The 22,311-nt window shown below is 40.4% G+C and carries 23 protein-coding genes; 5 read left to right on the top strand and 18 right to left on the bottom strand.

Annotated elements, in window-relative coordinates; genetic code table 11:
• Positions 1-2: 2 nt before the first annotated feature.
• The 11 genes from ODU39_RS07225 to ODU39_RS07175 all read right to left on the bottom strand — a co-directional run bounded on the left by ODU39_RS07225 (position 3) and on the right by ODU39_RS07175 (position 12,691).
• The gene (locus ODU39_RS07225; protein WP_012027482.1) at positions 3-890 is read right to left on the bottom strand and encodes a branched-chain amino acid ABC transporter permease; all 888 of its coding nucleotides are present in this window, start codon (positions 888-890) and stop codon (positions 3-5) included.
• Positions 891-1,090: 200 nt separating this feature from the next.
• On the bottom strand, positions 1,091-2,260 hold the full coding sequence (locus tag ODU39_RS07220; protein WP_105179311.1) for an ABC transporter substrate-binding protein: 1,170 nt from the start codon (positions 2,258-2,260) through the stop codon (positions 1,091-1,093).
• A 131-nt stretch (positions 2,261-2,391) separates the two neighbouring features.
• Positions 2,392-2,664, bottom strand: coding sequence for a YlbG family protein (locus ODU39_RS07215; RefSeq protein ID WP_024381609.1), 273 nt, complete (start codon positions 2,662-2,664; stop codon positions 2,392-2,394).
• A gap of 126 nt (positions 2,665-2,790) precedes the next feature.
• On the bottom strand, positions 2,791-3,402 hold the full coding sequence (locus ODU39_RS07210; RefSeq protein ID WP_223375679.1) for an ATP-dependent Clp protease proteolytic subunit: 612 nt from the start codon (positions 3,400-3,402) through the stop codon (positions 2,791-2,793).
• Between the two features lie 101 nt (positions 3,403-3,503).
• Positions 3,504-4,133: a uracil phosphoribosyltransferase gene (upp, locus tag ODU39_RS07205; RefSeq protein WP_012027487.1), complete on the bottom strand. Its 630-nt coding sequence runs from the start codon at positions 4,131-4,133 to the stop codon at positions 3,504-3,506.
• 79 nt (positions 4,134-4,212) lie between these two features.
• Entirely contained in the window at positions 4,213-5,829 is a 1,617-nt protein-coding gene (locus tag ODU39_RS07200; RefSeq protein ID WP_398580158.1) for an alpha-glucosidase, read from the bottom strand.
• Between the two features lie 73 nt (positions 5,830-5,902).
• Positions 5,903-7,351 (bottom strand): sucrose phosphorylase, encoded by a 1,449-nt coding sequence (gene gtfA / locus ODU39_RS07195; protein ID WP_398580157.1) that lies wholly within the window; start codon positions 7,349-7,351, stop codon positions 5,903-5,905.
• A 69-nt stretch (positions 7,352-7,420) separates the two neighbouring features.
• Positions 7,421-8,251, bottom strand: a complete 831-nt coding sequence (locus ODU39_RS07190) for a carbohydrate ABC transporter permease (protein ID WP_002937312.1) — start codon at positions 8,249-8,251, stop codon at positions 7,421-7,423.
• Positions 8,252-8,261: 10 nt separating this feature from the next.
• A complete protein-coding gene (locus ODU39_RS07185; protein ID WP_014636472.1) occupies positions 8,262-9,134 on the bottom strand; it encodes a carbohydrate ABC transporter permease in 873 nt (290 codons plus the stop codon).
• A 134-nt stretch (positions 9,135-9,268) separates the two neighbouring features.
• Positions 9,269-10,504 (bottom strand): extracellular solute-binding protein, encoded by a 1,236-nt coding sequence (locus ODU39_RS07180; protein ID WP_398580156.1) that lies wholly within the window; start codon positions 10,502-10,504, stop codon positions 9,269-9,271.
• Positions 10,505-10,516: 12 nt separating this feature from the next.
• On the bottom strand, positions 10,517-12,691 hold the full coding sequence (locus tag ODU39_RS07175; RefSeq protein WP_205014755.1) for an alpha-galactosidase: 2,175 nt from the start codon (positions 12,689-12,691) through the stop codon (positions 10,517-10,519).
• A 105-nt stretch (positions 12,692-12,796) separates the two neighbouring features.
• Between ODU39_RS07175 and ODU39_RS07170 the strand changes: the two genes are divergently transcribed.
• Positions 12,797-13,636: an AraC family transcriptional regulator gene (locus ODU39_RS07170; RefSeq protein WP_002937318.1), complete on the top strand. Its 840-nt coding sequence runs from the start codon at positions 12,797-12,799 to the stop codon at positions 13,634-13,636.
• Positions 13,637-13,667: 31 nt separating this feature from the next.
• Here the strand turns inward: ODU39_RS07170 and ODU39_RS07165 are convergent, their stop codons facing one another.
• Positions 13,668-14,828, bottom strand: coding sequence for a MalY/PatB family protein (locus ODU39_RS07165; RefSeq protein WP_398580155.1), 1,161 nt, complete (start codon positions 14,826-14,828; stop codon positions 13,668-13,670).
• 3 nt (positions 14,829-14,831) lie between these two features.
• Complete coding sequence (locus ODU39_RS07160) at positions 14,832-15,923, bottom strand: cystathionine gamma-synthase (protein WP_398580154.1); 1,092 nt, start codon at positions 15,921-15,923, stop codon at positions 14,832-14,834.
• 474 nt (positions 15,924-16,397) lie between these two features.
• Between ODU39_RS07160 and ODU39_RS07155 the strand changes: the two genes are divergently transcribed.
• The 4 genes from ODU39_RS07155 to ODU39_RS07140 all read left to right on the top strand — a co-directional run bounded on the left by ODU39_RS07155 (position 16,398) and on the right by ODU39_RS07140 (position 18,006).
• Positions 16,398-16,622 (top strand): hypothetical protein, encoded by a 225-nt coding sequence (locus tag ODU39_RS07155; RefSeq protein ID WP_398580153.1) that lies wholly within the window; start codon positions 16,398-16,400, stop codon positions 16,620-16,622.
• A gap of 40 nt (positions 16,623-16,662) precedes the next feature.
• Positions 16,663-16,914 carry a hypothetical protein gene (locus tag ODU39_RS07150; protein ID WP_398580152.1) on the top strand — a complete coding sequence of 84 codons (252 nt, stop codon included), beginning with the start codon at positions 16,663-16,665 and terminating at the stop codon, positions 16,912-16,914.
• A gap of 80 nt (positions 16,915-16,994) precedes the next feature.
• Entirely contained in the window at positions 16,995-17,744 is a 750-nt protein-coding gene (locus tag ODU39_RS07145; protein WP_398580151.1) for a tRNA1(Val) (adenine(37)-N6)-methyltransferase, read from the top strand.
• On the top strand, positions 17,734-18,006 hold the full coding sequence (locus ODU39_RS07140) for a GIY-YIG nuclease family protein (protein WP_044768123.1): 273 nt from the start codon (positions 17,734-17,736) through the stop codon (positions 18,004-18,006). Before ODU39_RS07145 ends, ODU39_RS07140 begins: the two co-directional genes overlap by 11 nt.
• Before the next feature lie 14 nt (positions 18,007-18,020).
• Here the strand turns inward: ODU39_RS07140 and ODU39_RS07135 are convergent, their stop codons facing one another.
• The 5 genes from ODU39_RS07135 to ODU39_RS07115 all read right to left on the bottom strand — a co-directional run bounded on the left by ODU39_RS07135 (position 18,021) and on the right by ODU39_RS07115 (position 21,863).
• The gene (locus tag ODU39_RS07135; RefSeq protein WP_105135926.1) at positions 18,021-18,632 is read right to left on the bottom strand and encodes an FMN-dependent NADH-azoreductase; all 612 of its coding nucleotides are present in this window, start codon (positions 18,630-18,632) and stop codon (positions 18,021-18,023) included.
• Positions 18,633-18,750: 118 nt separating this feature from the next.
• Positions 18,751-19,161: a GNAT family N-acetyltransferase gene (locus ODU39_RS07130; RefSeq protein WP_105257473.1), complete on the bottom strand. Its 411-nt coding sequence runs from the start codon at positions 19,159-19,161 to the stop codon at positions 18,751-18,753.
• A 110-nt stretch (positions 19,162-19,271) separates the two neighbouring features.
• Positions 19,272-19,874 carry a DUF1648 domain-containing protein gene (locus tag ODU39_RS07125; protein ID WP_398580150.1) on the bottom strand — a complete coding sequence of 201 codons (603 nt, stop codon included), beginning with the start codon at positions 19,872-19,874 and terminating at the stop codon, positions 19,272-19,274.
• Positions 19,861-20,139, bottom strand: coding sequence for an autorepressor SdpR family transcription factor (locus tag ODU39_RS07120; protein WP_398580149.1), 279 nt, complete (start codon positions 20,137-20,139; stop codon positions 19,861-19,863). The genes ODU39_RS07125 and ODU39_RS07120 overlap by 14 nt, the downstream gene beginning before the upstream one ends.
• Positions 20,140-20,282: 143 nt before the next feature.
• Positions 20,283-21,863 carry a DEAD/DEAH box helicase gene (locus ODU39_RS07115; RefSeq protein ID WP_398580148.1) on the bottom strand — a complete coding sequence of 527 codons (1,581 nt, stop codon included), beginning with the start codon at positions 21,861-21,863 and terminating at the stop codon, positions 20,283-20,285.
• Positions 21,864-22,311: the final 448 nt, after the last annotated feature.

Below are 22,311 nucleotides of genomic sequence, written 5' to 3'. Positions count from 1 at the left end.
GGTTACACCTTCTCTTTCACATTTTTACCAAGAATACCACTTGGACGCACCAAGAGGATGATGATCAAAACAGTATATACAATCGCATCACGGAAAGTATCGAATTCAATCACATAGGTGAATGTTTCGATGATACCGATAACGAAGCCACCAAGCGCAGCACCTGGAATAATACCGATACCGCCCAATACTGCCGCTACAAAGGCTTTCAAACCTGGGGTCATCCCCATCAAAGGCTCAATCTGGTTGTAGTAGAGACCTAGGAGAACACCCGCAGCCCCCGCAAGAGCTGACCCAAGAGCAAAAGTAAAGCTGATTGTACGGTTTACATTGATCCCCATAAGCTGAGCTGCATCGCTATCTACAGAAACCGCACGCATGGCCTTCCCCATTTTTGTACGTTTGACAATTAATTGAAGAGCGACCATCAACGCAAGCGATACACCAAGAATAATCAACTGGATATTGGTAACAGAAACTGGACCAAGGTTAAAAGTCACAGCTTCGATTGCTTGTGGAAAGGCTTTTACGTCTGCAGTAAAGAATTTAATCATAGTGTATTCCAAGAAGAAGGATACACCGATAGCCGTAATCAAAGCTGCTATACGCGTTGAATTACGCAAAGGACGATAGGCTAAAAACTCTATAACGACACCGAGAATAGCCGTCCCTACCATCGCTAGAATGAGAGCAACAAAGAAACGCGTTCCACCATCTGCAATAAAAGTTAAATTATTTAATAGGAAGTACCCCATAAAAGCACCCATCATATACAAATCACCATGTGCGAAGTTAATGAGTTTGATAATTCCGTACACCATGGTATAACCAAGGGCCAAAAGGGCATAAACAGAACCAAGAATCAAACCATTGACAAGTTGTTGAAGCATAGGTTCACCAATCTTTCTAAATATTTTTCGAGCTCAATAGCATTGTTACATTATACAAAATTTTCTGAAAATAAGCAAGTTAGATAGAGAGTTTAATCATTAAAATTACCGAAAATTTAACCAAATTTTAAAGCAACATGTATACTATTCTATACATTCTGGCAAGTGAAAAAGAGGGATTTCCCTCTTTTCGTCCACTATTAGTCAATAGAGATAGTATCTACAGACGATTCTTCTCCGTTTGTTAAACTAACAACATAAACTGATTTAACGACATTGTGCTCTTTGTCAACAGACATTGTACCAGTCACACCTTCAAAGTCTTTCAGAGCTGCAAGATTAGCTTTCACTGCTGCTGAATCAGCTGCACCTTTTGCTGCTTCTGCTGCCATGTAAACCGAGTCGTAAGCTAGAGCTGAGAACATTGATGGCTCTTCATTGTATTCTTTCACATAGGCATCATAGAATGCTTTTGCTTTTTCACTTGCTGATGTTACAAATCCAGAAAGGTAGTAAACATTTGATGCTGCTGATGCAGTTGCCAATTCAGTAAATTGTGGTGAGTCAAAACCATCTGAACCAAGAATTGGCTTGTCAATACCCAAACCGCGTGCTTGCTTCACAATTGTACCTGTTTCATTGTAGTAACCAGGCATGATGATGGCATCAAATTCTTTATCTTTCAATTTTGTCAAAGCAGCTTGGAAATCCTTATCGCCAGAAGCAAATGTGATTTCTGAAACGATTTCTCCTTTGTAAGCCTTCTTGAAAGCCTCTGCTACACCCTTACCATAATCAGAAGAGTTGTCAAAGTAAAGAACAACTTTCTTAGCTGACAAGTTCTCAGTAGCGTATTTAGCCATAATTTGACCTTGATACCCATCTGTAAAGGTTGTACGGAAGAAGTATTCTTGGACCTCACCTTTATCGTTCACAACCAAGTTTGTTTGAGTTCCTGAAGGAGTAATCATAGGAACCCCAGCAGATGTCAATGCTGGAACAGAGGCTGCTGAAGCTCCTGATGTAGCAGGGCCAATCACAACATTCGCCCCTTCACTTGCCAAGCTTGTTGCAACAGTAGCTGCCTCTGCTGTTTCAGACTTGTTGTCTTTTGTGATTACTTCGATTTTTTTGCCGTCAATACCACCCGCAGCATTGATTTCTTTCACGGCAAGGTTGGCACCTTTTTCCTCTGTTTGACCGTAAGACGAAACAGCACCTGACAACTCCAAGTTGTAGCCGATTTTAAATGTATCACCTACAGAAGAACCTGCGGCTGAAGTATTGGTTGTCGAAACATTACCACATGCAGCAAGTAGAGCTGCAGAGGCAAATGTAGCAAGCGCTACTGCAAATTTTCTTGTTTTCATGAAAACTCCTTAAATCTTTCTTAAATTTTACGATGTATCTAATATACTGAATTATCTGAAAATTGTCAACAAAAAAAGAAAAAATTTTTAAAATAAAAAATTAGCAGGTATGTATCCCCTGCTAATTCCGACTATCCTACGACTGATTGTTCCTCATCTCTCCATAGATTACCTACAAAGTTTTGGTCTAGTTCCTTAATGTACGAAGGAACCACTTTTTTTACAAAACGTTCCTTTTTCAATTTTAATATGGTAGCTTCTACTAGTTCTTGATCCATATACACCAAAACATATCGCAATCGTTTGGAATGGTAAACAATATCTCCATATTGGCTGAGTTTACGTGCATCACGATTGTAGTGTAAATAGACAGTTAAGCAAGTGCGATTTTTCTTCTCAAACATGTCTTCTCCTCTAAAAATTCTCTTTCTATATTATACCGTTTTCAATGACAAATGAAAAGCTCCAACTACCTGTAAAAGAGTTGGAGCTAATAGGAATAGTCAGTGTTATTACATATTTGTCACTGCTTATTTGACTTTTGTATTGTCCATAATCTGGTCAATAAATCCGTAAGCCAAGGTTTCTTCTGCTGACATCCAGTAATCCCGTTCTGCATCCTTATGGATTTGCTTGACTGTCTTACCTGAATTATCTGCCAAGATTTTTTCTAGCTTATTACGTGTTTTTAATAGGTGTTCTGCTGCAATAGCCATGTCTGTTTGCTGAGTGCCACCACCTGTTCCACCCATCGGTTGGTGAATCATGTACTCTGCATTTGGCAACATGAAACGTTTGCCCTTGGCACCGCTGGATGCAATGATGGTTCCCATGCTCGCAGCTGTTCCCATAACGATGGTTTGAACATCAGCTTTAATGAAATTCATCGTGTCTACAATGGCAAGACCTGCTGACACCGAGCCTCCTGGCGTATTAACATAGAGGTAAATATCCTTTGTAGGATCTTGGGCATCAAGGAAAAGCAATTGTGCAATAATCGAATTAGCCATGTTGTCCTCAACTGGTCCTGTCAACATGATAATGCGATCCTTGAGCAAACGGGAATAAATATCATACGAGCGCTCACCACGGCTAGTTTGTTCAATAACTACTGGAATCATAAAATTACTCCTTTTCGAGATTTTCTGTACCCATTATATATGAATAGTCAAAATTGGTCAAATAAAAAACACGATTTCAGGAAATGAAAAAGAAACCAGCAGAGCTGATTCCTTTTAATCAATTATTTTGTACCGAACAAGCGGTCACCTGCATCTCCCAAACCTGGTACGATGTAGCCTTTTTCATTGAGTTTTTCATCCAAAGCTGCTGTGTAAATATCAATGTCTGGATGTGCATCTTGAAGAGCTTTTACACCTTCTGGAGCTGAAACAAGAGCAACAAATTTGATATTTGAAGCACCACGTTTTTTCAATGAATCAACTGCAAGAATAGCTGAACCACCTGTAGCAAGCATTGGGTCAACTACAAAAATATGACGTTGATCAATATCTTCTGGTAATTTCACAAGATACTCAACGGGTTGAAGGGTTTCTTCATCGCGGTACATACCGATGTGACCAACTTTAGCTGCTGGTACCAAGCTTAGCAAACCATCAACCATACCAACACCTGCACGAAGAATTGGTACGATAGCTAATTTTTTACCTGCAATTTGTTTCTGAACTGTTTTAGTGATTGGCGTTTCAATCTCCACATCTTCAAGTGGCAAGTCACGCAAAACTTCGTAACCCATCAGCATCGCGATTTCATTAACCAACTCACGAAAATCCTTTGTTGAAGTAGATGTACGACGAAGGATAGACAACTTATGCTGAATGAGTGGGTGTGAAATGACTTGGAATTTCCCCATGATGATAAAACCTCTCTTTTTTGTTTTTTCTATTTTACCAAAAAAATTGAAAAAATGCTTGAGAATATGGCAAATTTATTTATTTTTTGAAAACGATAGCTTCAAAAGGTCTCAACATCCCTTTATTAATCGCCTCTTCGTTTTCATAATTGTTCATGAAAATAGAATATTCTTCCACAGCTATAGTATAAGCCTGCTCCTGGCTTGAAAAGTTTACTAATATGATGAAATCATCCTGTTCATCATATTTACGGTAGGCCATTACCGAGCTATTTCCAGTCTCAATCACTTCATATTTTCCTTCAGACATACAAGGATACTCTTTCCGAAGAGCGATTAATTTTTTATAGGTATAGAAAAGCGATTGTTTGTCTGCAAGTGCTTTTTCAACGTTGATGTCTTTGACAGTATCTCCCAAAGCCAGCCAGGCTTGACCTGTACTGAAGCCCGCTCCTTCTGCTCCTGTCCATTGCATTGGACGGCGAGCATTATCACGACCTTTGGCATTTATAGAAGTAATCAATTCCTCCTTGGTAAAGCCATTTTCAATCCGTTCCGCATACATGCGACGTGTTTCGATATCGTCCGCTTGGTTAATATCCGTAATCGGTGTATTAATCATACCGATTTCCTCACCTTGGTAGATATAAGGTGTCCCTGACATAAAATGAAGATAAATAGCCAACATTTTACCACTTAGCTCACGAAATGCAGGTCGATCATCACCGAAGCGAGAAATGGCACGAGGTAAATCGTGGTTATTCCAGAAAAGCGAGTTCCAGCCTTTACCAACCAGTTCAGTCTGCCATTTGGATAGAATCTTATGCAGACGAGCTGGATCAAGCGGTGCCAAATCCCACTTTTCTTTCCCTTCCTGCTGATCAAGTCCTACATGTTCAAATTGGAAAATCATCGAAAATTCTTTTCGATCAGGATGCGAATATAACTGAGCATTTTCTGGATTGGCACTCCAGGTTTCCCCAACAGTCACTAAGTCGTATGCACCAAAGGTTTTCTCATTTAATTCCTGAATAAGAGGATGGAGAGTCGGTCCATCGGCTGTAATTAATTTTTCCGGTTCTTTTCCAATCAAATCAATCACATCTAGCCTGAAACCACCGACACCTTTTTCAATCCAAAAATTGATCATATCCCAGATTTCTTGTTTCAGAGCAGGATTTTTCCAGTTCAAATCCGGTTGCTTAACAGAGAATTGGTGGAGATAGTATTTGTTCAGATGTGGAACGTATTCCCAAGCAGAGCCTGAGAAGGTCGAGCGTAATTCATTCGGCTCATCAGCCCAAACATAATAATCATAATAGGGATTATCTGGTCCTTTGAGGGCTTCTTGAAACCAGAAATGTTCATCCGAGGTATGATTGAGCACTAAATCCATGATTATTTTGATATTGCGCTTATGGCCTTCTGCAATCAGCTCTTCCATATCTTCCATGGTCCCAAATTCTGGAGCAATTCCTTGGTAATCGCTGATGTCGTAACCATTGTCATCCATGGGGGACTGATAAACAGGACTGAGCCAAATAGCATCAATTCCAAGCTCATGGAGATAATCTAATCGGCTGATAATCCCTCGAATATCTCCTACTCCATCTCCATTTGAATCTTGAAAACTACGAGGATAAATTTGGTAAATGACGGACTTCTTCCACCAATCTGTCTTTTGTATTTCTGACATTTGATTGATCCTTTCTGCACAATCTTATTTAGTCAAGAAAAAGAGGTATCCCCCCTCTTTCTATATAATCATATTATAACTCAATTGTGGTAATTTTTCCCTCTTCTATTTCAACAATTTCAAATTTTTTTTCTTTTAGGTTTGCTGTTAGGCGGGCAGATACCCCTGCATCTTGATTATTCCAGAAAATTTCCATACTTGTTTCATCCAGCATCTTAACAGAGAACTCTCCGTCGAAAGCTGGACTTGTATTGCGGAATTTAAGGAGTTTGAACAAGGATTGTACAACTGGCCGTTGTACTTCGTGCTCAATTTCTTCCAAATCATAGTAATGGCGATTGATATTGCGGCCTTCCTTACTTGATTCTAAAAGTTCAATATCATTTTCGCCTGCAAGTAAACCAACATAGTAAATCTGTGGAATACCTGGTGCAAAACATTGAAGAACACGCGCTAATAGGTAAGCTTGATCGTTATTGCCAAGGGCAGAATAATATGTACAGTTAATCTGATAAATATCCAAATTATTATAGGCTTCTGTACTATAAATTTTCTTTACATTGGCACCTTGTGCATATAAGGCTTCACGCGTTTCCTCTGTCTCTTCATCCGTCAGCAAATCCTTAACGTCCACAACACCGATTCCATCATGTGTATCAAGAGTTGTAAATTGCTTGCGAGGGCAAATCTCCATCCAGTGAACCAGGCGATTGACATGACCAGAATACAAGGCATGGAGAACCAGCATTGGCAAGGCAAAGTCATAAACATAATAATCCTGTTCCGCAATTTTTTGCTGAATGGTATAGTGTTCATGAATTTCTGGTAAGATTTCTACATCTTTTGGTGCCAATAACTGACGTGGAAAATGGAGCATTTCCCAAATATCAGGCTCCACAAAGAAACAGTTGGTTCCTATTTTTTTATTGGCATAAGCAAAGGCGTCCAAACGAATAATCGAAGCACCATGTTCTGCCAACTGTTCCAGATTTTCTTGGATGAACCGGCGTGTTGTCTCTGTAGTCACATCCAAGTCAATCTGTTGCTCATCAAAGGTACACCATACCTTCTCCTCGCTACCATCAGCAAATGTTGCAATTCTATATGGAGCACGAGGTTTGCGTTTGTATATCAAATCAACATCTTCTTGCGTTGGTTCACCATTTGGCCAAAAGTTTTTATAGCGAATAAACAAATCCGCATAAGCTGAATCGTCTTTCTTTTCAAGAAAATCAAGGAAATAAGGAGATTTTGCAGAAATATGATTGATCATAAAGTCAAACATCAGATAATAGTCCTTGCTCAATGCTTCAATATCTGACCAATCTCCAAATGCAGGATCTACCCTTGTATAATCCATTGGTGCAAACCCACGGTCCCCTGATGATGGGAAAAACGGCAGAATATGGATACCTCCCACAACATCCTTTAATGGCCCCTCAAGAACTTTTTTCAAATCCTTAAGATTCTTGCCTAAACTATCCGAATAAGTAATCAACATCGCTTGATTTTTAATTTTCATAGATTTTCTCCTTTGTAAGCCTTTTCTTTTTTCTTTGTTAGAAAAGGTTGAACAAGTCAACCTTTAGATTTATTTGACAGAACCACTCGTCATACCTGAAATAATATGTTTTTGGAAGATGAGGTAGACAAGTAGGATTGGGATAATTCCTACAACATAGGAAGCAAATGATGGTCCATAATCACTGAAATACATGCCTTGATAGTTGTATTGGAAAAGAGGTAAAGTCCACATGCTTTGATCACGGTTCAATACTAGTAAAGGCAAGAGGAAATCGTTCCAGACCCAGAGGGCATTGATAATCAAAACAGTTGCATGCATAGGTTTCATGAGTGGGAAAATGATTTTCCAATACATAGTAAATTTATCACAGCCATCAATAGCTGCAGCCTCATCCATTTCTTCAGGAACGATGGTCTTAATATAGCCGACATAGAGGAAGAGGGCCTGAGGAACTGCATAGGTCAAATATAGAATAATCAAACCGACAATATTGTTCAAACCAAGGCTAGACATCAATTTGGTCATTGGGAGCATAATCACCTGGAAAGGTACAAAAATCCCAATAATCAAGAAAAAGTAGATAAAATTAAATACTGTCTGGCGTTTCATTTGACGGGCTACGGCGAAAGCTGCCATTGGAATAACAAGTAAAATCAAACCAACAGCAACAATCGTAATCAAGGCAGAATTGCCAAAATATTGTACAATCCCATCATTAAACAAGCGTTCGTAGTTGTTTAAAGTAAAATTTTCAGGAAGACCAAAGAAATTACTGGTAATTTCCTTGGTTGGTTTGAATGAGCTGATAATGGTCACGAGTAGCGGGATAAACATGAAGAGAATACCGCTGAAGAGCACGAGATAGACCCACCAATTTTTCTGTTTTTGAGTATTCATGACAGTCCTCCTAAATTTCAAATTTCTTCGAAATTCTCATCTGAATCAATGAGATGACAATAATGAAGATGAAGAGTACTACAGCCAAAGCATTGGCATAAGAGAATTTGTTGTCTACAAAGGCATAGTTGTAAACGAGTAAACCCAAGGATTCTGTTTTGCCATCTGGGCCACCACTTGTCAGTGCAAAGATAAGGTCAAATGCTGTCAAACCTGACTTCATTGCCAAGATGAAAACCATACTGATAGATGGCAATAAGAATGGAAGCTCAATGTTGAAGAACTGTTGAGAACGACTTGCGCCATCGATTGCAGCTGCTTCTTTCACATCTTCTGGGATACTCTGTAAACCAGACAGAAAGATGATGACTGGCATCGCCAACCCTTGCCAGAGAGCCACAAAAAGTACGGCTGGAATGACAGTATTTTCTTGTACCAATAAGTTTTCCATCAACCAATCGATATGCAGAATCTCACCAATCTGTGTAAAACCGTAGTTGAACAGCTGAACGAAAATCAAACCCAAAGTAACTGTTGAAAGAACCGCAGGGAAGAAATACCAGGTTCTAAAGAAACCAACTGCTTTAATCTTACGATTGAGGAGACTAGCCAACCAAATCCCTATAACAATTTCTCCGATGACCAAACCAATGGTGAAGATAATGGTAAAAGTCATGGAAGTATAAAAATCAGGATTTTTTAAAATATCTAAGTAATTCTGAATACCGATTAGTTTGAAATCAGATGTCAATCCATTCCAATCCGTCAAGCTATAATAGATACCTGTAAATAGAGGATAGAAGAAAAAGATTAACTGTAAGCCAATTGGTATGGCAACAAATAGATAGGGCCAATATTTAGCAATAAATCCTTTTTGATTCATCATGGTACTCCTTTTTGATAAAGTTATAGTTGCTTAGTCTCAGTTCAAGGAATCCCATAGGGTTACTAAAACTGACACTAGGCAACTATAAGGAGGCTAGGCTACAACTAGCCTCTGCTTATAGTTTTCCTGGATTATTTTTTCATTGGGTCAAAGAACGCATTCAGTTTTTTCACTAATTCTGCTGAGTTTGGATTTTTAACCATTTCAACAGTGATATTCCAGAACTCTTCTTCTGATTCCCATTCAGATTGCAACCAAACTACATGTTTGTCAGCGAAGGCATATTGTGTAACTCCAGCAGTTTCTTCAAACTTACCTTCTGTATTTACACCTTCAACTGAAGTTGGTGAGCCATCTACATCATAGTATTTCTGGATAACTTCTGGACGTGAGAGGTATTCTAGGAATTTTTTAGACTCTTCTGGGTGCTCTGTATCTGCGGAAATAGATAGAGCAAGGTCAGCTGCACCGATGGTATAGTCGCCCCCTTCTTTATCACCAGGGAATGTAAACATACCATATTCAAATTCTGGTTCTTGTTGGTTAACAGCTGTAGCTGCCCATGTACCTTGTGGAAGCATGAGAGCATCTCCTGCCGCAAAAGCTGCCACTGCATCTGCATAGAGCGCGCCTGTCGCACCTTTTTGTCCGTTATCAGTCAGTAGTTGCAAGCGTTCTAAGACAGCTTTTGTTGTAGCATCATCTTGAATCGCTCCCTTTGCACTGCGGATTAGAATATCTTCAGCACCATCAAAACCACCCGCAACAGTTACCCAAGCTAACTGATGGTAGCCGTTCAATGACCAAGCGTCATTCAATGAAAGGGCAAATGGTGCTGCACTGCCATCAGCCTTGATTTTGTCTACCAAAGCTACAAATTCTGCATAGGTAGTCGGAACTTCCAGTCCCAACTCTTTGAACTTATCTTTATTATAGTAAATACCATAAGCATTAGCTGTCAAAGGAAGGGTGTAATTTTTTTCATTAACAAGATAAGGCGTTACAGCACCATCTTTTAGATGACTAAGACCTGCATCATCACCAATTTCTAGGAAACGACCATCCGCTGCATATGCTTTGAAGTCCGCATTTTGTGGATAAATGTTGATGACATCTGGCGCTTCGTTATTTGCCATACGGGTTTTCAAAACAGTTCCTGCATCTGGTACATTTGAAAATTTAACATCAATCGTAGGATTTTCTTTTTCAAAATCATCAATAATTTCCTGCAGAGTTGCTTGCATTTCAGGTTTTTGTGAGAAATATTCAATTTCTACCTTATCGCTACTACTTGCATTCCCACAAGCAACCAAAAAGCTGGCAAAAGCACAAACCGATGCACATTTTAAAAATGTTTTCATTTTCATTATAAAATCCTCCTAGATTTTGTTAAAAATATATTGCACACTAAAATAATCTTTTTGAACATGTGGCATTGTAAGCCCAATGTTCATCAATTCATCCCCGTAGAATGTCTCTCCTAATTGTGGGCATCCATACAAGGCATCTGGGTCTAGCCCCTTCAACCGAACATGAAGCAAAGGCGCTTCTGGCTTGGCAAGAATTTTTACAAATGTAAAGACCGCTTGATTCTTATCTTGACTAACATAATTGGCAGCCCAGGTATTGGTCGTCTTTTTCAGACGGTAGAGCTGACCGAATTGTATAGTTTCACGAATGGAATGATAGGTTTCGATTTGCTGACTGATTTCATCCAATTCCTTTTCCGAAAGTTTCGTTAAATCCAGCTCGTAACCAAATGCTCCTCCCATCATAGCCACATTGCCTCGTGTAGCAAGAGGTGTGATACGACCAACCTGATGGTTTGGAACGGCAGAGACGTGTGAGCCAATTGAGGAAGGGGGATAAATCAAACTAGTACCTTCTTGAATAGATAAGCGCTCAATCGCATCTGTATCATCACTTGCCCAAGCTTGCGGCATGTAATACATGATTCCCAAATCATTACGACCTCCACCGCCTGCGCAGGATTCGAAAAGAATATCTGGGAATCGCTTGGTAAGGTGGTCTAATACACGGTAGAGACCTAGCATGTAACGATGGTGGAACTCAAAGCGCTGGTCATTTGCTAAACCTTCAGGGATATTGGTGATATTACGGTTCATATCCCATTTTACATAAGAAATATTGGCTGATTCTAATATTGAAGAGACGCTATCAATGATGTAGTCACAGACTTCCTGCTTGGTCAAATCCAACACTAATTGTTCTCGGCTGTAAATTGGTAAGCGTCCTTCTGTGCGAATTGCCCAATCAGGATGTTCACGATAAAGATCGCTATCAATAGAAATCATCTCTGGTTCAAACCATAGTCCGAATTTCATGCCAAGCTCATTTATTCGCTCTGCTAAGCCATTCAAACCATTTGGCAACTTATCCAAATTGACTTTCCAATCGCCCAATGAACTTTCATCATTGTTTCGTTTACCAAACCAACCATCATCCAGAACAAATAATTCAATACCAGCTCGACTTGCGACCTGAGCTAACTGTAAAATCTTTTCTTCTGTAAATTCAAAATAGGTCGCTTCCCAGTTGTTGATTAAAATGGGCCTTGGTTTGTTTACAAACGATGATCGAATAAGGTGTTTTGTGATAAAGTGATGACTATTTTGTGTCATGCCAGTAAATCCTTTATCAGTATATGATAAGAGAACTTCTGGAGTTTGAAACCGGTCATCCTTATCCAATTGCCATGAGAAATAGTGACTTTCCAATCCTAATCCCAATCGACTGGTTTCCATGGCTGTCGTTTCGACAAATGCTGTAAAGTTGCCACTATAGACAAGGTGGGCCGCATAAACATCGCCCTTGTCCTCACTTGCATCGGGTGAGGCTAGTGCTAAGAAGGGTGTTCTTGAGTGACTTGAAGCACCTCGAATGCTACCAATCGAATACTGACCTTTTGTCAATGGGGTCTGTGTCCACTCTTTTTCATAAGCATAGCGTCCTGTCAAGCTGTGAACAATGAAATCTTGATGCGGAAAATCAAGAGTTGCAGACAAGACCTTCTCTAGTTTGCATGGATATTTGCCAGTTTGAATTGTAGCTGACCGTGCGAGATAAGAAGCTTCTTCAAAAACAGAATACTGAAGTGTTACGGTAACATCTGTCAACTGATCATAAAGATCAATTTCAAGACTCTCTACCTCTTCTTGATTTCCAAAACTTGCTGGTAATCCCCTCAGTTCTTTTTTCCCCTTGTATAATCGATACTCTTTGTATTTTAGGTCAAGAGTAACTCCAAATTCGTTCCGAACATCTATTGCTGAGGTTCTAAAATCTCCCAGACCATTGCTAGAATATTCGAGTGGGAGGACATCCAATGAGTATGTCCTATCCCCAGTAATTGGACTCGGAGAAAACGATCGATCTAAATATGTTATTTTGTTTCCATCGCTAAATTTTTCGATTTTTTTCCCAAAATAACGATGAACCAGATCTCCTGTTTCCAACACTTGGATGATATAAGAGAATTCTCTTGTTTTCAGGTGAAAAATCTGTTTTTCATTATAAATCTCAATCACATTCATCTCTCCCATCTCTTCTTTATGCTATTATTTTACAAAATGAAAACGCTTTATTTAATAGCCTTTTGTATTTAAAACATGTTATAATGTTTCCTAAGGAGGAGTAAGATGAATATTCTGAACATCTATAACGAGCTTGATAGTCACAACTTTGACCTAAATGTAGACCATTACGGTGCCGAACAATGTGACAAGGGCTATTCCTTCGGTCCTACTATCCGTGATAATTTTGTCCTGCATTTTATTACAAAAGGACGAGGAAAAATTCTTGTTGATGGAAAAACAAGCTATCTTGCTGCAGGCGATTTATTTATTCTTCCAAAGGATGTTTCCATTTTCTATCAAGCTGATGATATAGATCCTTGGACCTATATATGGGTTGGTTTTAGTGGTTCACGAGCAAAAGACCTACTGAATCAAAGTCAACTGCTAGAAAACTACTACCTCCACTCCAATCTAGAGTCACCAATTCTAGGCTACATGCATCAGATTAACCATGTTCAGATGCATCCCATCCCCTCTATCACAGAATTGGTCTTAATTGGCTATCTCAATCAACTCTTAGCAGCACTCATCGAGGAATTTCCAAGTGAAACATTAATTAAGCCTGAAACACAAACCAAGCATTATGTTCAGCAAGCCATCAAGATGATCCATAACCACTATGCTCACCCAATTAAAGTTTCTGAAATAGCAGATTTTCTAGCTCTAAGCCGAAGCTATCTCTATAAAATTTTTAAGCAGGAAACTGGCTATTCTATCAAAGATTATATTTTACAAGTAAAAATGAATCGTTCTTGTCAACTATTAGAAGATGCTTCTCGGAGTATCACTGAAATCGCCTATTCTGTCGGCTACCAAGACCCTCTCACCTTCAGCGCGGCCTTCAAAAATTATTTCCATATGAGCCCGACAGAATTTCGAAAAACACAAAAAAATAAGGATTAGGTGATTATACTTACACCTAGTCCTTATTTCTTTATCCAAAAACCTTACCAAGTCGCTGACAAGCTTCTTCAATGACATCAAATGAAGCTGCCACATTCAGACGTGCATGGTGCTTACCTTCCTTACCAAAGGTCAAACCATCATTCAAAATCAACTTCGCTTTACAATGAAGAATATCAAAGAGCTCCGCATGCTCTAACTCATAAGCAGAAAAATCAAGCCAGATGAGGTAGGTTCCCTGGGGCTTCATGACCTTGATCCTTGTATGGGTTGTCAAATACTCCTCAACAAAGTCTATATTTCTCTCCAAAATAACCTTCAACTCCTTCAACCACTCATCTCCATAAGTGAAAGCAGCTTCTGTGGTTAACAAGCCAATCGTTGGAATCCCGTGCTGATTATTTATCAATTGACGCTTAGCGAAAGTCTTGCGAATGCTTGGATTTTCAATGATTGCAAAGCTATTTTTTGTACCAGCAATATTGAAGGTCTTGGTCGCAGATGATAAGATGATTGAAAACTCTTTAAAACTTTCATCCACTGTGTTAAAGGAATAATGCTTGTGACCATACAAGGTTAAATCTTGATGGATTTCATCTGAGACAAGGATAACACCATGTTTCTGACAAAGACGTCCAATCGCCAAAACTTCCTCTCTTGTCCAAACCCTACCACCTGGATTGTGTGGATTACAGAAAATATAGAGTTTCACTTGATTCTCTACAATGTCCCTTTCAAGCCGGTCAAGATCAAGCCTAAAAATACCATCCACATCAACTAGTGAATTGGTGACTAGCTGACGATTGTTTAATTTTACAGTCCGCGCAAAGGGTGGATAGACAGGTGTATTAATTAGGATTGCATCCCCTTCTTCTGTCAAAGATTGAATAGCCACAGATAAAGCAGGAACAACTCCTTCTATGAGTAGGATGGACTCTCTTTCAATCTTATAGCCATGCTGTCTATCTTCCCAGTCAATAATAGACTGATAGAGGCTGTCACTAGCATAAGGATAACCAAAAACATGATGATCTGCGTAGTCACGGATAACTTGGCGAATTTCTGGTAGAGGCTCAAAGTCCATATCTGCTATCCACAAGGGTAAGAGTTCTTTATCCGTCTCTACTTTTCTCCATTTTTCCGCATGCTGGGATAGGCGATTCGGACTATCTATAAAATTATACTGTGTCATATCTTATCCCTCCAAGGCTGTTTTTAAATCTACAATCAAGTCTTCCGCATCCTCTATACCAATAGATAAACGAAGCAAATCATCTGTCAAACCATAAGAATGACGGGTCCCAGCTGGAATGTCTGCGTGGGTCTGAGTGGCTGGATAAGTAATCAGACTCTCTACTCCACCCAGACTTTCAGCAAAGGTAAAGACTTTCAGGGTGTTGAGAATATGGGGAATCCGACTTTCATCTACCACCTTAACCGAAATCATCCCACCTTTTCCTGTGTAGTAAACTTGCTTGACTGCTGGACTCTTCTCCAAATAGGCAACAATTTTCTGAGCATTTTGTGTCGCTCGCTCCATTCGAAGCGAGAGGGTTTTGAGTCCACGCATGAGTAAGTAAGAATCTAGTAGAGATAGGGTTGGCCCCGATGTATTTTGGTCATAAAAGAGCTTATCATATAGGGCTTGATCATTGGTCATCAAAGCGCCAGCTAGTACATCATTATGCCCTGACAGGTACTTGGTCGCTGAATGTAGGACAACGTCCGCTCCTAGAACAAGTGGATTTTGATAAATAGGGCTGTAAAAGGTGTTATCGACAATCACCTTGGCACCTTTGGCATGGGCGACAGCCGAAACCTTAGCAATGTCAAACTCTACCATGAGTGGATTGGTCGGTGTTTCAAGGAAAACATAATCTGTCTGGTCTGTGATGGCTGCTAGTAGCTCTTCCTCGGTGTTTGCATAGGTGAAGCTAAAACGCCCCAACTGCTCCTGCTCATTAAACCAACGGAAGGAACCACCGTACAAATCACGCGCCGCAACTACCTTGCTTCCAACAGGAAAACCGTTAAAGAGCAAGACCAGGGCAGCCATACCTGAGCTCGTTGCTAGGGCATAGTCGGCCTTTTCAATAGCTGCCAAAGTCGTCTCTAGACTGGCACGTGTCGGATTTTTTGTTCTCGTGTAGTCATAACCTGTCGATTGACCAAACTCAGGGTGTTGATAGGTGGTCGAAAGGTGAATAGGGGAAATCAATGCCCCAGTTTTTTCATCGTTATTGATGCCAGTATGTGCCAAAATCGTATCAATCTTATAATCTGTCATAACATCTACTCCATTCTAACTTATTAACTAGTCTAGCATGAAATAGGAGATTTGGTGTGAAAAATATCCAAAAATACTTATAGAAAAACAGCAAGCTTTGCTATAGTTTTTCTTTATAACAACATCTCCCCCCTTACATATACTTGCTGGATTATACATTATTAATTTGATATAATGACAATGAGGTGGTCATTATGAAAATCAGATTCAACAAATACTTCTACCGTTTCAGTAATTTTTATTCTATGGTATTTTGGATTTGCTTTCTGCTACCAACTGCCAATGATAGCTTTGATCAGTGGCCACTCTGGTATACAAGCCTAATTCTAATAATCATTCCTATTCATATTTTCAGAGCTTTTTTCCTAAACGAAGAAAAGGAGCTCACTCGCATAGGTTATATCTTCTATATCGGAATGATTGTGCTGATTATATATCTTAGATTCGTACTGGGTAAGTAGATTGGAGTCCACTATGTTTAAAAACTTCAATTCAGCATTTTATCGAACTTGGGAATTTTACTTCTCCATTCTTTGTATCCTACAAGTGATTTATGCTGCTGTAAATGGACCGTTTTGGTTTATCCATTTTCTCAAGCTTGGAGTCGGACTTTATGCTGGTTATCTAGCTTTCTTTAAGTCACGTAGCTGGATTAAAAAAAACATGGCAGATTTATCTGACGATTGGATTGATTGCTAGTTGGATAATCATTTCCTTCTTTGTATTGTGAGAATTTTATATGTTTAAGGAATTTAATAAAGAATTTTATCGGAGTTTGAATTTTTATTTGATGATATTGTTGTTGCTTGGTAGCATTGGAGAATGGTTGGACAAAGGGCCTACCCTCTGGCTTGCACTCTTGCTCTTTGCGACTGTCGGTACTGCCCGTAGTGCCTTTTGGTCAAAAGAATGGACCTTGAAAGCAAATTGGCAAATCTATCTCTGTATCGCTTTCTTACTGGTTGGGGCTTGGATTGAATTTTTTAGTTAGATTGAAAGGAGCGGTGAATGCGCTCCTTTTTTCTTCCAAAATGGACTGAGATTTTCTGCTAAAGATGGTATAATAAAACCATGCAAAAAATTGAGTTATTAGACGGAGAGCGGATTGACCAGCTCTTCTCGACAAATGTTCAGATTATTCAAAATCGAGAGGTTTTTAGCTACTCGATCGACAGTGTCCTCCTTTCGCGTTTTCCAAAAATGCCTGCTCAGAAGGGGCTGATTGTTGACCTTTGTAGTGGAAATGGGGCGGTGGGCCTCTTTGCCTCCACACGCACCAAGGCTCAGATTATTCAGGTCGAGTTGCAGGAGCGCTTGGCGGATATGAACCGTCGCTCCATTGCCCTCAATGGTTTGGAGGAACAGGTCTCGGTTATCAATGATGACTTGGCAAATCTGCCCCAGTATGATTTACGCTCCAAGGTTGATTTGATGCTCTGCAATCCTCCCTACTTCAAGGTAGATAAAGACTCAAACCTCAATGAAAGCGAGCATTATCTCCTAGCTAGACACGAGATTGCAACCAACCTAGACAGCATTTGCCAGGTGGCCCAACAGGTGCTCAAATCCAATGGTCGCTTGGCCATGGTCCACAGACCCGACCGATTTTTAGATATTTTGGACACGCTAAGGACCTACAAGCTGGCTCCCAAACGTATCCAGTTTGTCTATCCCAAGGCCAGCAAGGAGGCCAATATGTTGCTGATTGAGGCTATCAAGGACGGCTCGGTGGACGGGCTGCACATCCTGTCACCTCTGGTTGTCCATGAGGAAAACGGCGACTATACTCCGGCTATTCGTGAGATTTATTATGGAAAATAAGGCCTACTTTTATGTCTTGGAATGTGCCGACGGGAGTCTTTATACTGGTTATACGACTGATGTGGAGAAGCGGCTTGCTACCCATAATCTTGGGAAAGGGGCCAAGTACACCCGCGGACGCTTGCCTGTCAGCCTGCTCTATCAAGAAGCCTTTGCTAGTAAGCAGGAAGCTATGTCCGCTGAGGCACTCTTTAAGAAACGTAGCCGGCAGAGCAAGTTAGACTATATTGCAGAAATGACAAAAAAACCTCGTACAAAATAGTACGAGGCTTTTATTTAAAAGACTTCCAAAATTGTATCAATTTTCCCCATAGCTTCTTCAAATATCGCTTGAGCCTGGCTTGGATCAGCCGATTGCCCTTCGATGAAGACCTGATGGATGTCTTCAAAGCCCAGAAACTCAAAGATAGACTTGATGTATTGGGCTGCTGGATCTTGACCTGCGTAAACTCCACCATTGGACTGGATATGCAACAATTTTTTGCCCTTGACCAGACCGATAGAGCCTTCTGGTCCATACTTGAAGGTCAGACCTGCAACGTTAATAGTGTTAATCCAGGATACCAGCTGGCTTGGCACATTGAGGTTCCAAAGGGGATTGACCACGACAATCTTATCTGCTGCAAGAAATTGTTGGGTCAAGGCATTGTAGCGGTCTAACTGCTCCGCTTGTTCAGGACTGATTTCTATACCTTTTTTTGCTGCTCCCATAGCCTCTAACAAGGACTTGTCTAAGGCGGGAATCTGGTCTTCAAAAACATCTACTAGTTCAATCCGATCTTCTGGGTGCAAACTGGCGTACCGAGTTTGAAACTCTTCCAAAGCCCGCAAGGCGTAGGACTTTTGTGCGTCGAGGGGGTGGGCCTTTACAATTAATACAGTTGCCATTGTTTCTCTCCTTATCACTAATTATTGATAGTTCTATTCTACTCTTTTTGATTTGAAATTCAAATCATTTGCTCGAAGCAAAAGGCTGGTCTCCCAGCCTCTGCATTCAAAACTGTTATCATTTTTTTAAATAGGTGTAGGCGACACAGTCCAGGCTATCAACGGCTGTAAAGCCAATTGCCTCATAGAAAGACCGCGTTTTCTCAGTATTGTCCGTCAAGAGATGCAGCTGATAAATCCCTGAAAAGTGGGTAATGGCCTGCTCCAAAAGCTGACGACCAATTCCCTGACGCTGATAGGTTGGCAGGACCAAGATGTCCTGAATAAAAACGATTGAATGGCCGTCACCAACTGCTCGCAAGAGACCCACGAGACGATCACCGTCAACGGCCGCAAGAACAAACAGGCTATGTTCCAAAGCCTTCTGTAACATGGCAGGCCGGTCAGTATAATTTATCCAACCAACTGAATCATAGAGGTTAAGGACAGCTTGAAAATCAAGTTGAGGATCTTGTTTGTAAGTAATCATGTCTTCTCCTTTGTATTGTTTTTTAGAATACAAAGGCTCTATCCATTGTTAAAACACCCATGGACTTTCCTTCTGTTTTGCTACTTCTAGTATAACAAAAACCGCTCCAATTATGAAGCGGTTTTGTAACGACGATAAAAATAATAGAGACTCAAGGTTATGACAGATATACCAAACAAAATCAGTACAAGGATAGATAGGGTTGGTGAGCCTAACAGACTAACTAGTAGCAATAGCCCACCAATGATGAAGAGATAGCCTGCCTGCTTTCTTCCCCTTCTTTCTATTTCATTGGTCTTGCTATCCAATTCTTCCTTCGGTAAATAATTCCCTATTACCATATAGCCGATAGCTAGCAGTCCAATGACAAGCCTCCGATAATCCAGTTCTCCTCCCAAGTAAAACCTGAGCAAAGCAAGTTGAATGATGAGAGCCAGCAACGGAAAAAGCCATTTGACCACTCGAATGACTGGTGTTTTTCCTATCCCTTTCACATCATAAAGTACACAAATGTATAGGTGAACACAAAAGAATAGTAGCGGTGTCAAAATTGTCACCATATACTTGGACATAGAGCCATTTGGCTTACCATTTACGCCAAAATGTGTCACCATGGTGTCTGGCAATGCTCCATAGTAACAAATCATCAATACAGCAATCAGTAGAAATATACTCGAAGTTGCTAATAAGGTTTTTATGTCAATTTTCTTCATCTTGTTGCCCTCCTAAACTTGCAATCCAAACCAAGACTTCTTCAAAAACCGTGTAATTTAGACGATAATAAATAAAATTTTTTTGCTTTTCCTCCAAAATTAATCCAGCTTTTTTCAAAGTGGATAAATGATGAGAAACTGTTGCTCCTGTTAAATGAAATTGTTCTACAATTTCCCCAGCAGACTTCGGCCCCAACTTAAGACTATCTAGAATTTGCCTACGAATAGGAGCAGAAATTGCCTTCAATGTTTCAGACAATCCCATAATAAGCCTCCTTGCTCATCTATTTAGAAATATTTCTAAATAGAATTATACTCTGTTTTTATTGTTTGTCAAGAACTATTTCGATTATTTTCTAAATAGATTTCAAAAAAACAGACCACTCTTTATGGTCTGTCAAATACTGCTTATCTCTCCCCTTTATTGCGGATAACAAAGCCTGTTTTCTTTTCACTTGATGTGCGTTGATGTGGTTTTTTGTTGTCCTGACGGCGGTTGTCACGCTTGAACTTGTCATCACGACGGTTGCGGTCATTGCGGTCGCCACGGCGTCCTCCACGGTCTCGGTTGCGGTCACCGTCACGACGGCCACCACGATCACGGTCGCGACCACCACGGCCACCTTTACCCTTGGCTTGACCAGGTGCAAACTTGAATGGCAGTGGTTTTTCACGTGCAATTTCTACCTCTGGCAGGCTTTCTGGATCCTGAACAGTCAAGGTCAATACATAAAGCGCTAACTCTTCAGGGGTAAATTCAGCAGCTAACTGAATAGCATCTTTCTTGAACTTATCGAAATTGCTACGGATAGTTTCATCCGCCATTTCGCGCTCAATCTTTTTCAAAGCAACTTTCTTCTTGGCTTCAAATGCTTCCTGAGCAGTTGCAGGCTTGAGACCTTTCATACGTTTCTTGGTCAAATCTTCGATGATTGCTAAGTAGCCCATTTCGTTTGGCGAAACAAAGGTAATGGACTGACCTGATTGACCCGCACGACCTGTACGACCGATACGGTGAACATAGCTTTCTGGGTCCTGTGGAATATCGTAGTTATAGACATGCGTTACACCTGAAATATCCAATCCACGCGCCGCAACGTCCGTCGCAACAAGGACATCAATCTGATCGTTTTTAAAGTCACGAATAACACGTAGACGTTTGTTCTGGTCCAAATCTCCGTGAATACCTTCTGCACGGAAGCCACGCAGTTTCAAACCACGAGTCAATTCATCGACACGGCGCTTAGTACGACCGAAGACGATAGACAATTCAGGCTGGTCAACGTCCATGAGGCGTGTCATGGTGTCAAATTTTTCATGTTCTTTGACACGGACATAGTATTGGTCCACGTTCACATTGGTCAATTCCTTAGCCGCAATCTTAACGTGCTCAGGCTCTTTCATGAATTTGACACCAATACGTTTGATTGGCTCTGGCATGGTCGCAGAAAATAGAAGGGTCTGGCGACTTTCAGGAACACGCTCAATAATCGCTTCAATATCGTCCAAGAAGCCCATGTTGAGCATTTCATCAGCCTCGTCAAGAATGAGGGTTTCAACGCCGTCAAGTTTGAGGGCCTTGCGTTTGATTAGATCCAACAAACGCCCTGGCGTACCAACAACAATGTGGGCACCTGAGCGAAGAGCCTTGATTTGTTTTTCAATGCTTGAGCCACCGTAAACAGAGCGGACTTTCACACCCTTTTCACGACCAAATTTGAAAAGCTCTTCCTGACTCTGCACCGCCAACTCACGCGTTGGGGCAATAATCAGGGCTTGTACAGCTTGATTGTTGGTGTCAATTTTGTTGAGGGTTGGCAGACCAAAGGCTGCAGTTTTTCCTGTACCCGTTTGGGCTTGACCAATCACATCTTTTCCTTCCAGAGCAAGCGGAATTGTCTGCTCCTGGATAGGTGACGGCGTTTCAAAACCAGCCTTCTCAACGGCAAGCAAAATGTCTTCTGACAGATTTAATTCAGTAAATTTCAATTATGATACCAAGTGCGTTAAGAAAACAAGGTGAAAATAGGAGACTGACGCAGTGTGACAACACACTAGGAAGTCTATCTTTTTCACGAAGTTTTTAGCACGGGTTCGAATGCTCTTCCCGAACTAGTTTCCTAACGCATTTCCTTTCTTTTACAAGGCAGTGCGAAGCTACCTTATCTAACTTTTTTTGTAACAAGATATCAGGGTCGAACCACTGATATTGGATTTGCAACTTACCAAGTATAACACAATCTAACAATAATAGTTAGTATTTACCTTTAAAAACTCAATAATACGTTTTCATGAGGAGTCCATCATTTTTATAGACAATATGTAAAGACCCCCAGTTGAGAATTCGTGGATTTACCTGTACACTAGAATAAAAAAACAATCAACTTCTAACAGGAATTACCACACTCAATTGGAGGTCTTATATGTTTCATTTTAC

Source organism: Streptococcus sp. 2021WUSS126 (assembly GCF_044427255.1).
In the GTDB taxonomy this organism is placed as follows: domain Bacteria; phylum Bacillota; class Bacilli; order Lactobacillales; family Streptococcaceae; genus Streptococcus; species Streptococcus hashimotonensis.
Note: the sequence above shows the minus strand (reverse complement) of the source record. Positions and strands in the feature narration are given on the sequence as shown.

Bases quoted from the DNA above. Each gene is read 5' to 3' on its own strand.
- ODU39_RS07185 (WP_014636472.1), bottom strand. From the start codon at position 9,134: ATGAATCAAAAAGGATTTATTGCTAAATATTGGCCCTATCTATTTGTT.
- ODU39_RS07150 (WP_398580152.1), top strand. From the start codon at position 16,663: ATGTTTAAGGAATTTAATAAAGAATTTTATCGGAGTTTGAATTTTTAT.
- gtfA (WP_398580157.1), bottom strand. From the start codon at position 7,351: ATGAAAATTAAAAATCAAGCGATGTTGATTACTTATTCGGATAGTTTA.
- ODU39_RS07200 (WP_398580158.1), bottom strand. From the start codon at position 5,829: ATGTCAGAAATACAAAAGACAGATTGGTGGAAGAAGTCCGTCATTTAC.
- ODU39_RS07175 (WP_205014755.1), bottom strand. From the start codon at position 12,691: ATGAATGTGATTGAGATTTATAATGAAAAACAGATTTTTCACCTGAAA.
- ODU39_RS07145 (WP_398580151.1), top strand. From the start codon at position 16,995: ATGCAAAAAATTGAGTTATTAGACGGAGAGCGGATTGACCAGCTCTTC.
- ODU39_RS07155 (WP_398580153.1), top strand. From the start codon at position 16,398: ATGTTTAAAAACTTCAATTCAGCATTTTATCGAACTTGGGAATTTTAC.
- ODU39_RS07125 (WP_398580150.1), bottom strand. From the start codon at position 19,874: ATGAAGAAAATTGACATAAAAACCTTATTAGCAACTTCGAGTATATTT.
- ODU39_RS07130 (WP_105257473.1), bottom strand. From the start codon at position 19,161: ATGATTACTTACAAACAAGATCCTCAACTTGATTTTCAAGCTGTCCTT.
- ODU39_RS07225 (WP_012027482.1), bottom strand. From the start codon at position 890: ATGCTTCAACAACTTGTCAATGGTTTGATTCTTGGTTCTGTTTATGCC.
- upp (WP_012027487.1), bottom strand. From the start codon at position 4,133: ATGGGGAAATTCCAAGTCATTTCACACCCACTCATTCAGCATAAGTTG.
- ODU39_RS07140 (WP_044768123.1), top strand. From the start codon at position 17,734: ATGGAAAATAAGGCCTACTTTTATGTCTTGGAATGTGCCGACGGGAGT.
- ODU39_RS07215 (WP_024381609.1), bottom strand. From the start codon at position 2,664: ATGTTTGAGAAGAAAAATCGCACTTGCTTAACTGTCTATTTACACTAC.
- ODU39_RS07220 (WP_105179311.1), bottom strand. From the start codon at position 2,260: ATGAAAACAAGAAAATTTGCAGTAGCGCTTGCTACATTTGCCTCTGCA.
- ODU39_RS07190 (WP_002937312.1), bottom strand. From the start codon at position 8,251: ATGAATACTCAAAAACAGAAAAATTGGTGGGTCTATCTCGTGCTCTTC.
- ODU39_RS07160 (WP_398580154.1), bottom strand. From the start codon at position 15,923: ATGACAGATTATAAGATTGATACGATTTTGGCACATACTGGCATCAAT.
- ODU39_RS07120 (WP_398580149.1), bottom strand. From the start codon at position 20,139: ATGGGATTGTCTGAAACATTGAAGGCAATTTCTGCTCCTATTCGTAGG.
- ODU39_RS07135 (WP_105135926.1), bottom strand. From the start codon at position 18,632: ATGGCAACTGTATTAATTGTAAAGGCCCACCCCCTCGACGCACAAAAG.
- ODU39_RS07165 (WP_398580155.1), bottom strand. From the start codon at position 14,828: ATGACACAGTATAATTTTATAGATAGTCCGAATCGCCTATCCCAGCAT.
- ODU39_RS07180 (WP_398580156.1), bottom strand. From the start codon at position 10,504: ATGAAAATGAAAACATTTTTAAAATGTGCATCGGTTTGTGCTTTTGCC.
- ODU39_RS07170 (WP_002937318.1), top strand. From the start codon at position 12,797: ATGAATATTCTGAACATCTATAACGAGCTTGATAGTCACAACTTTGAC.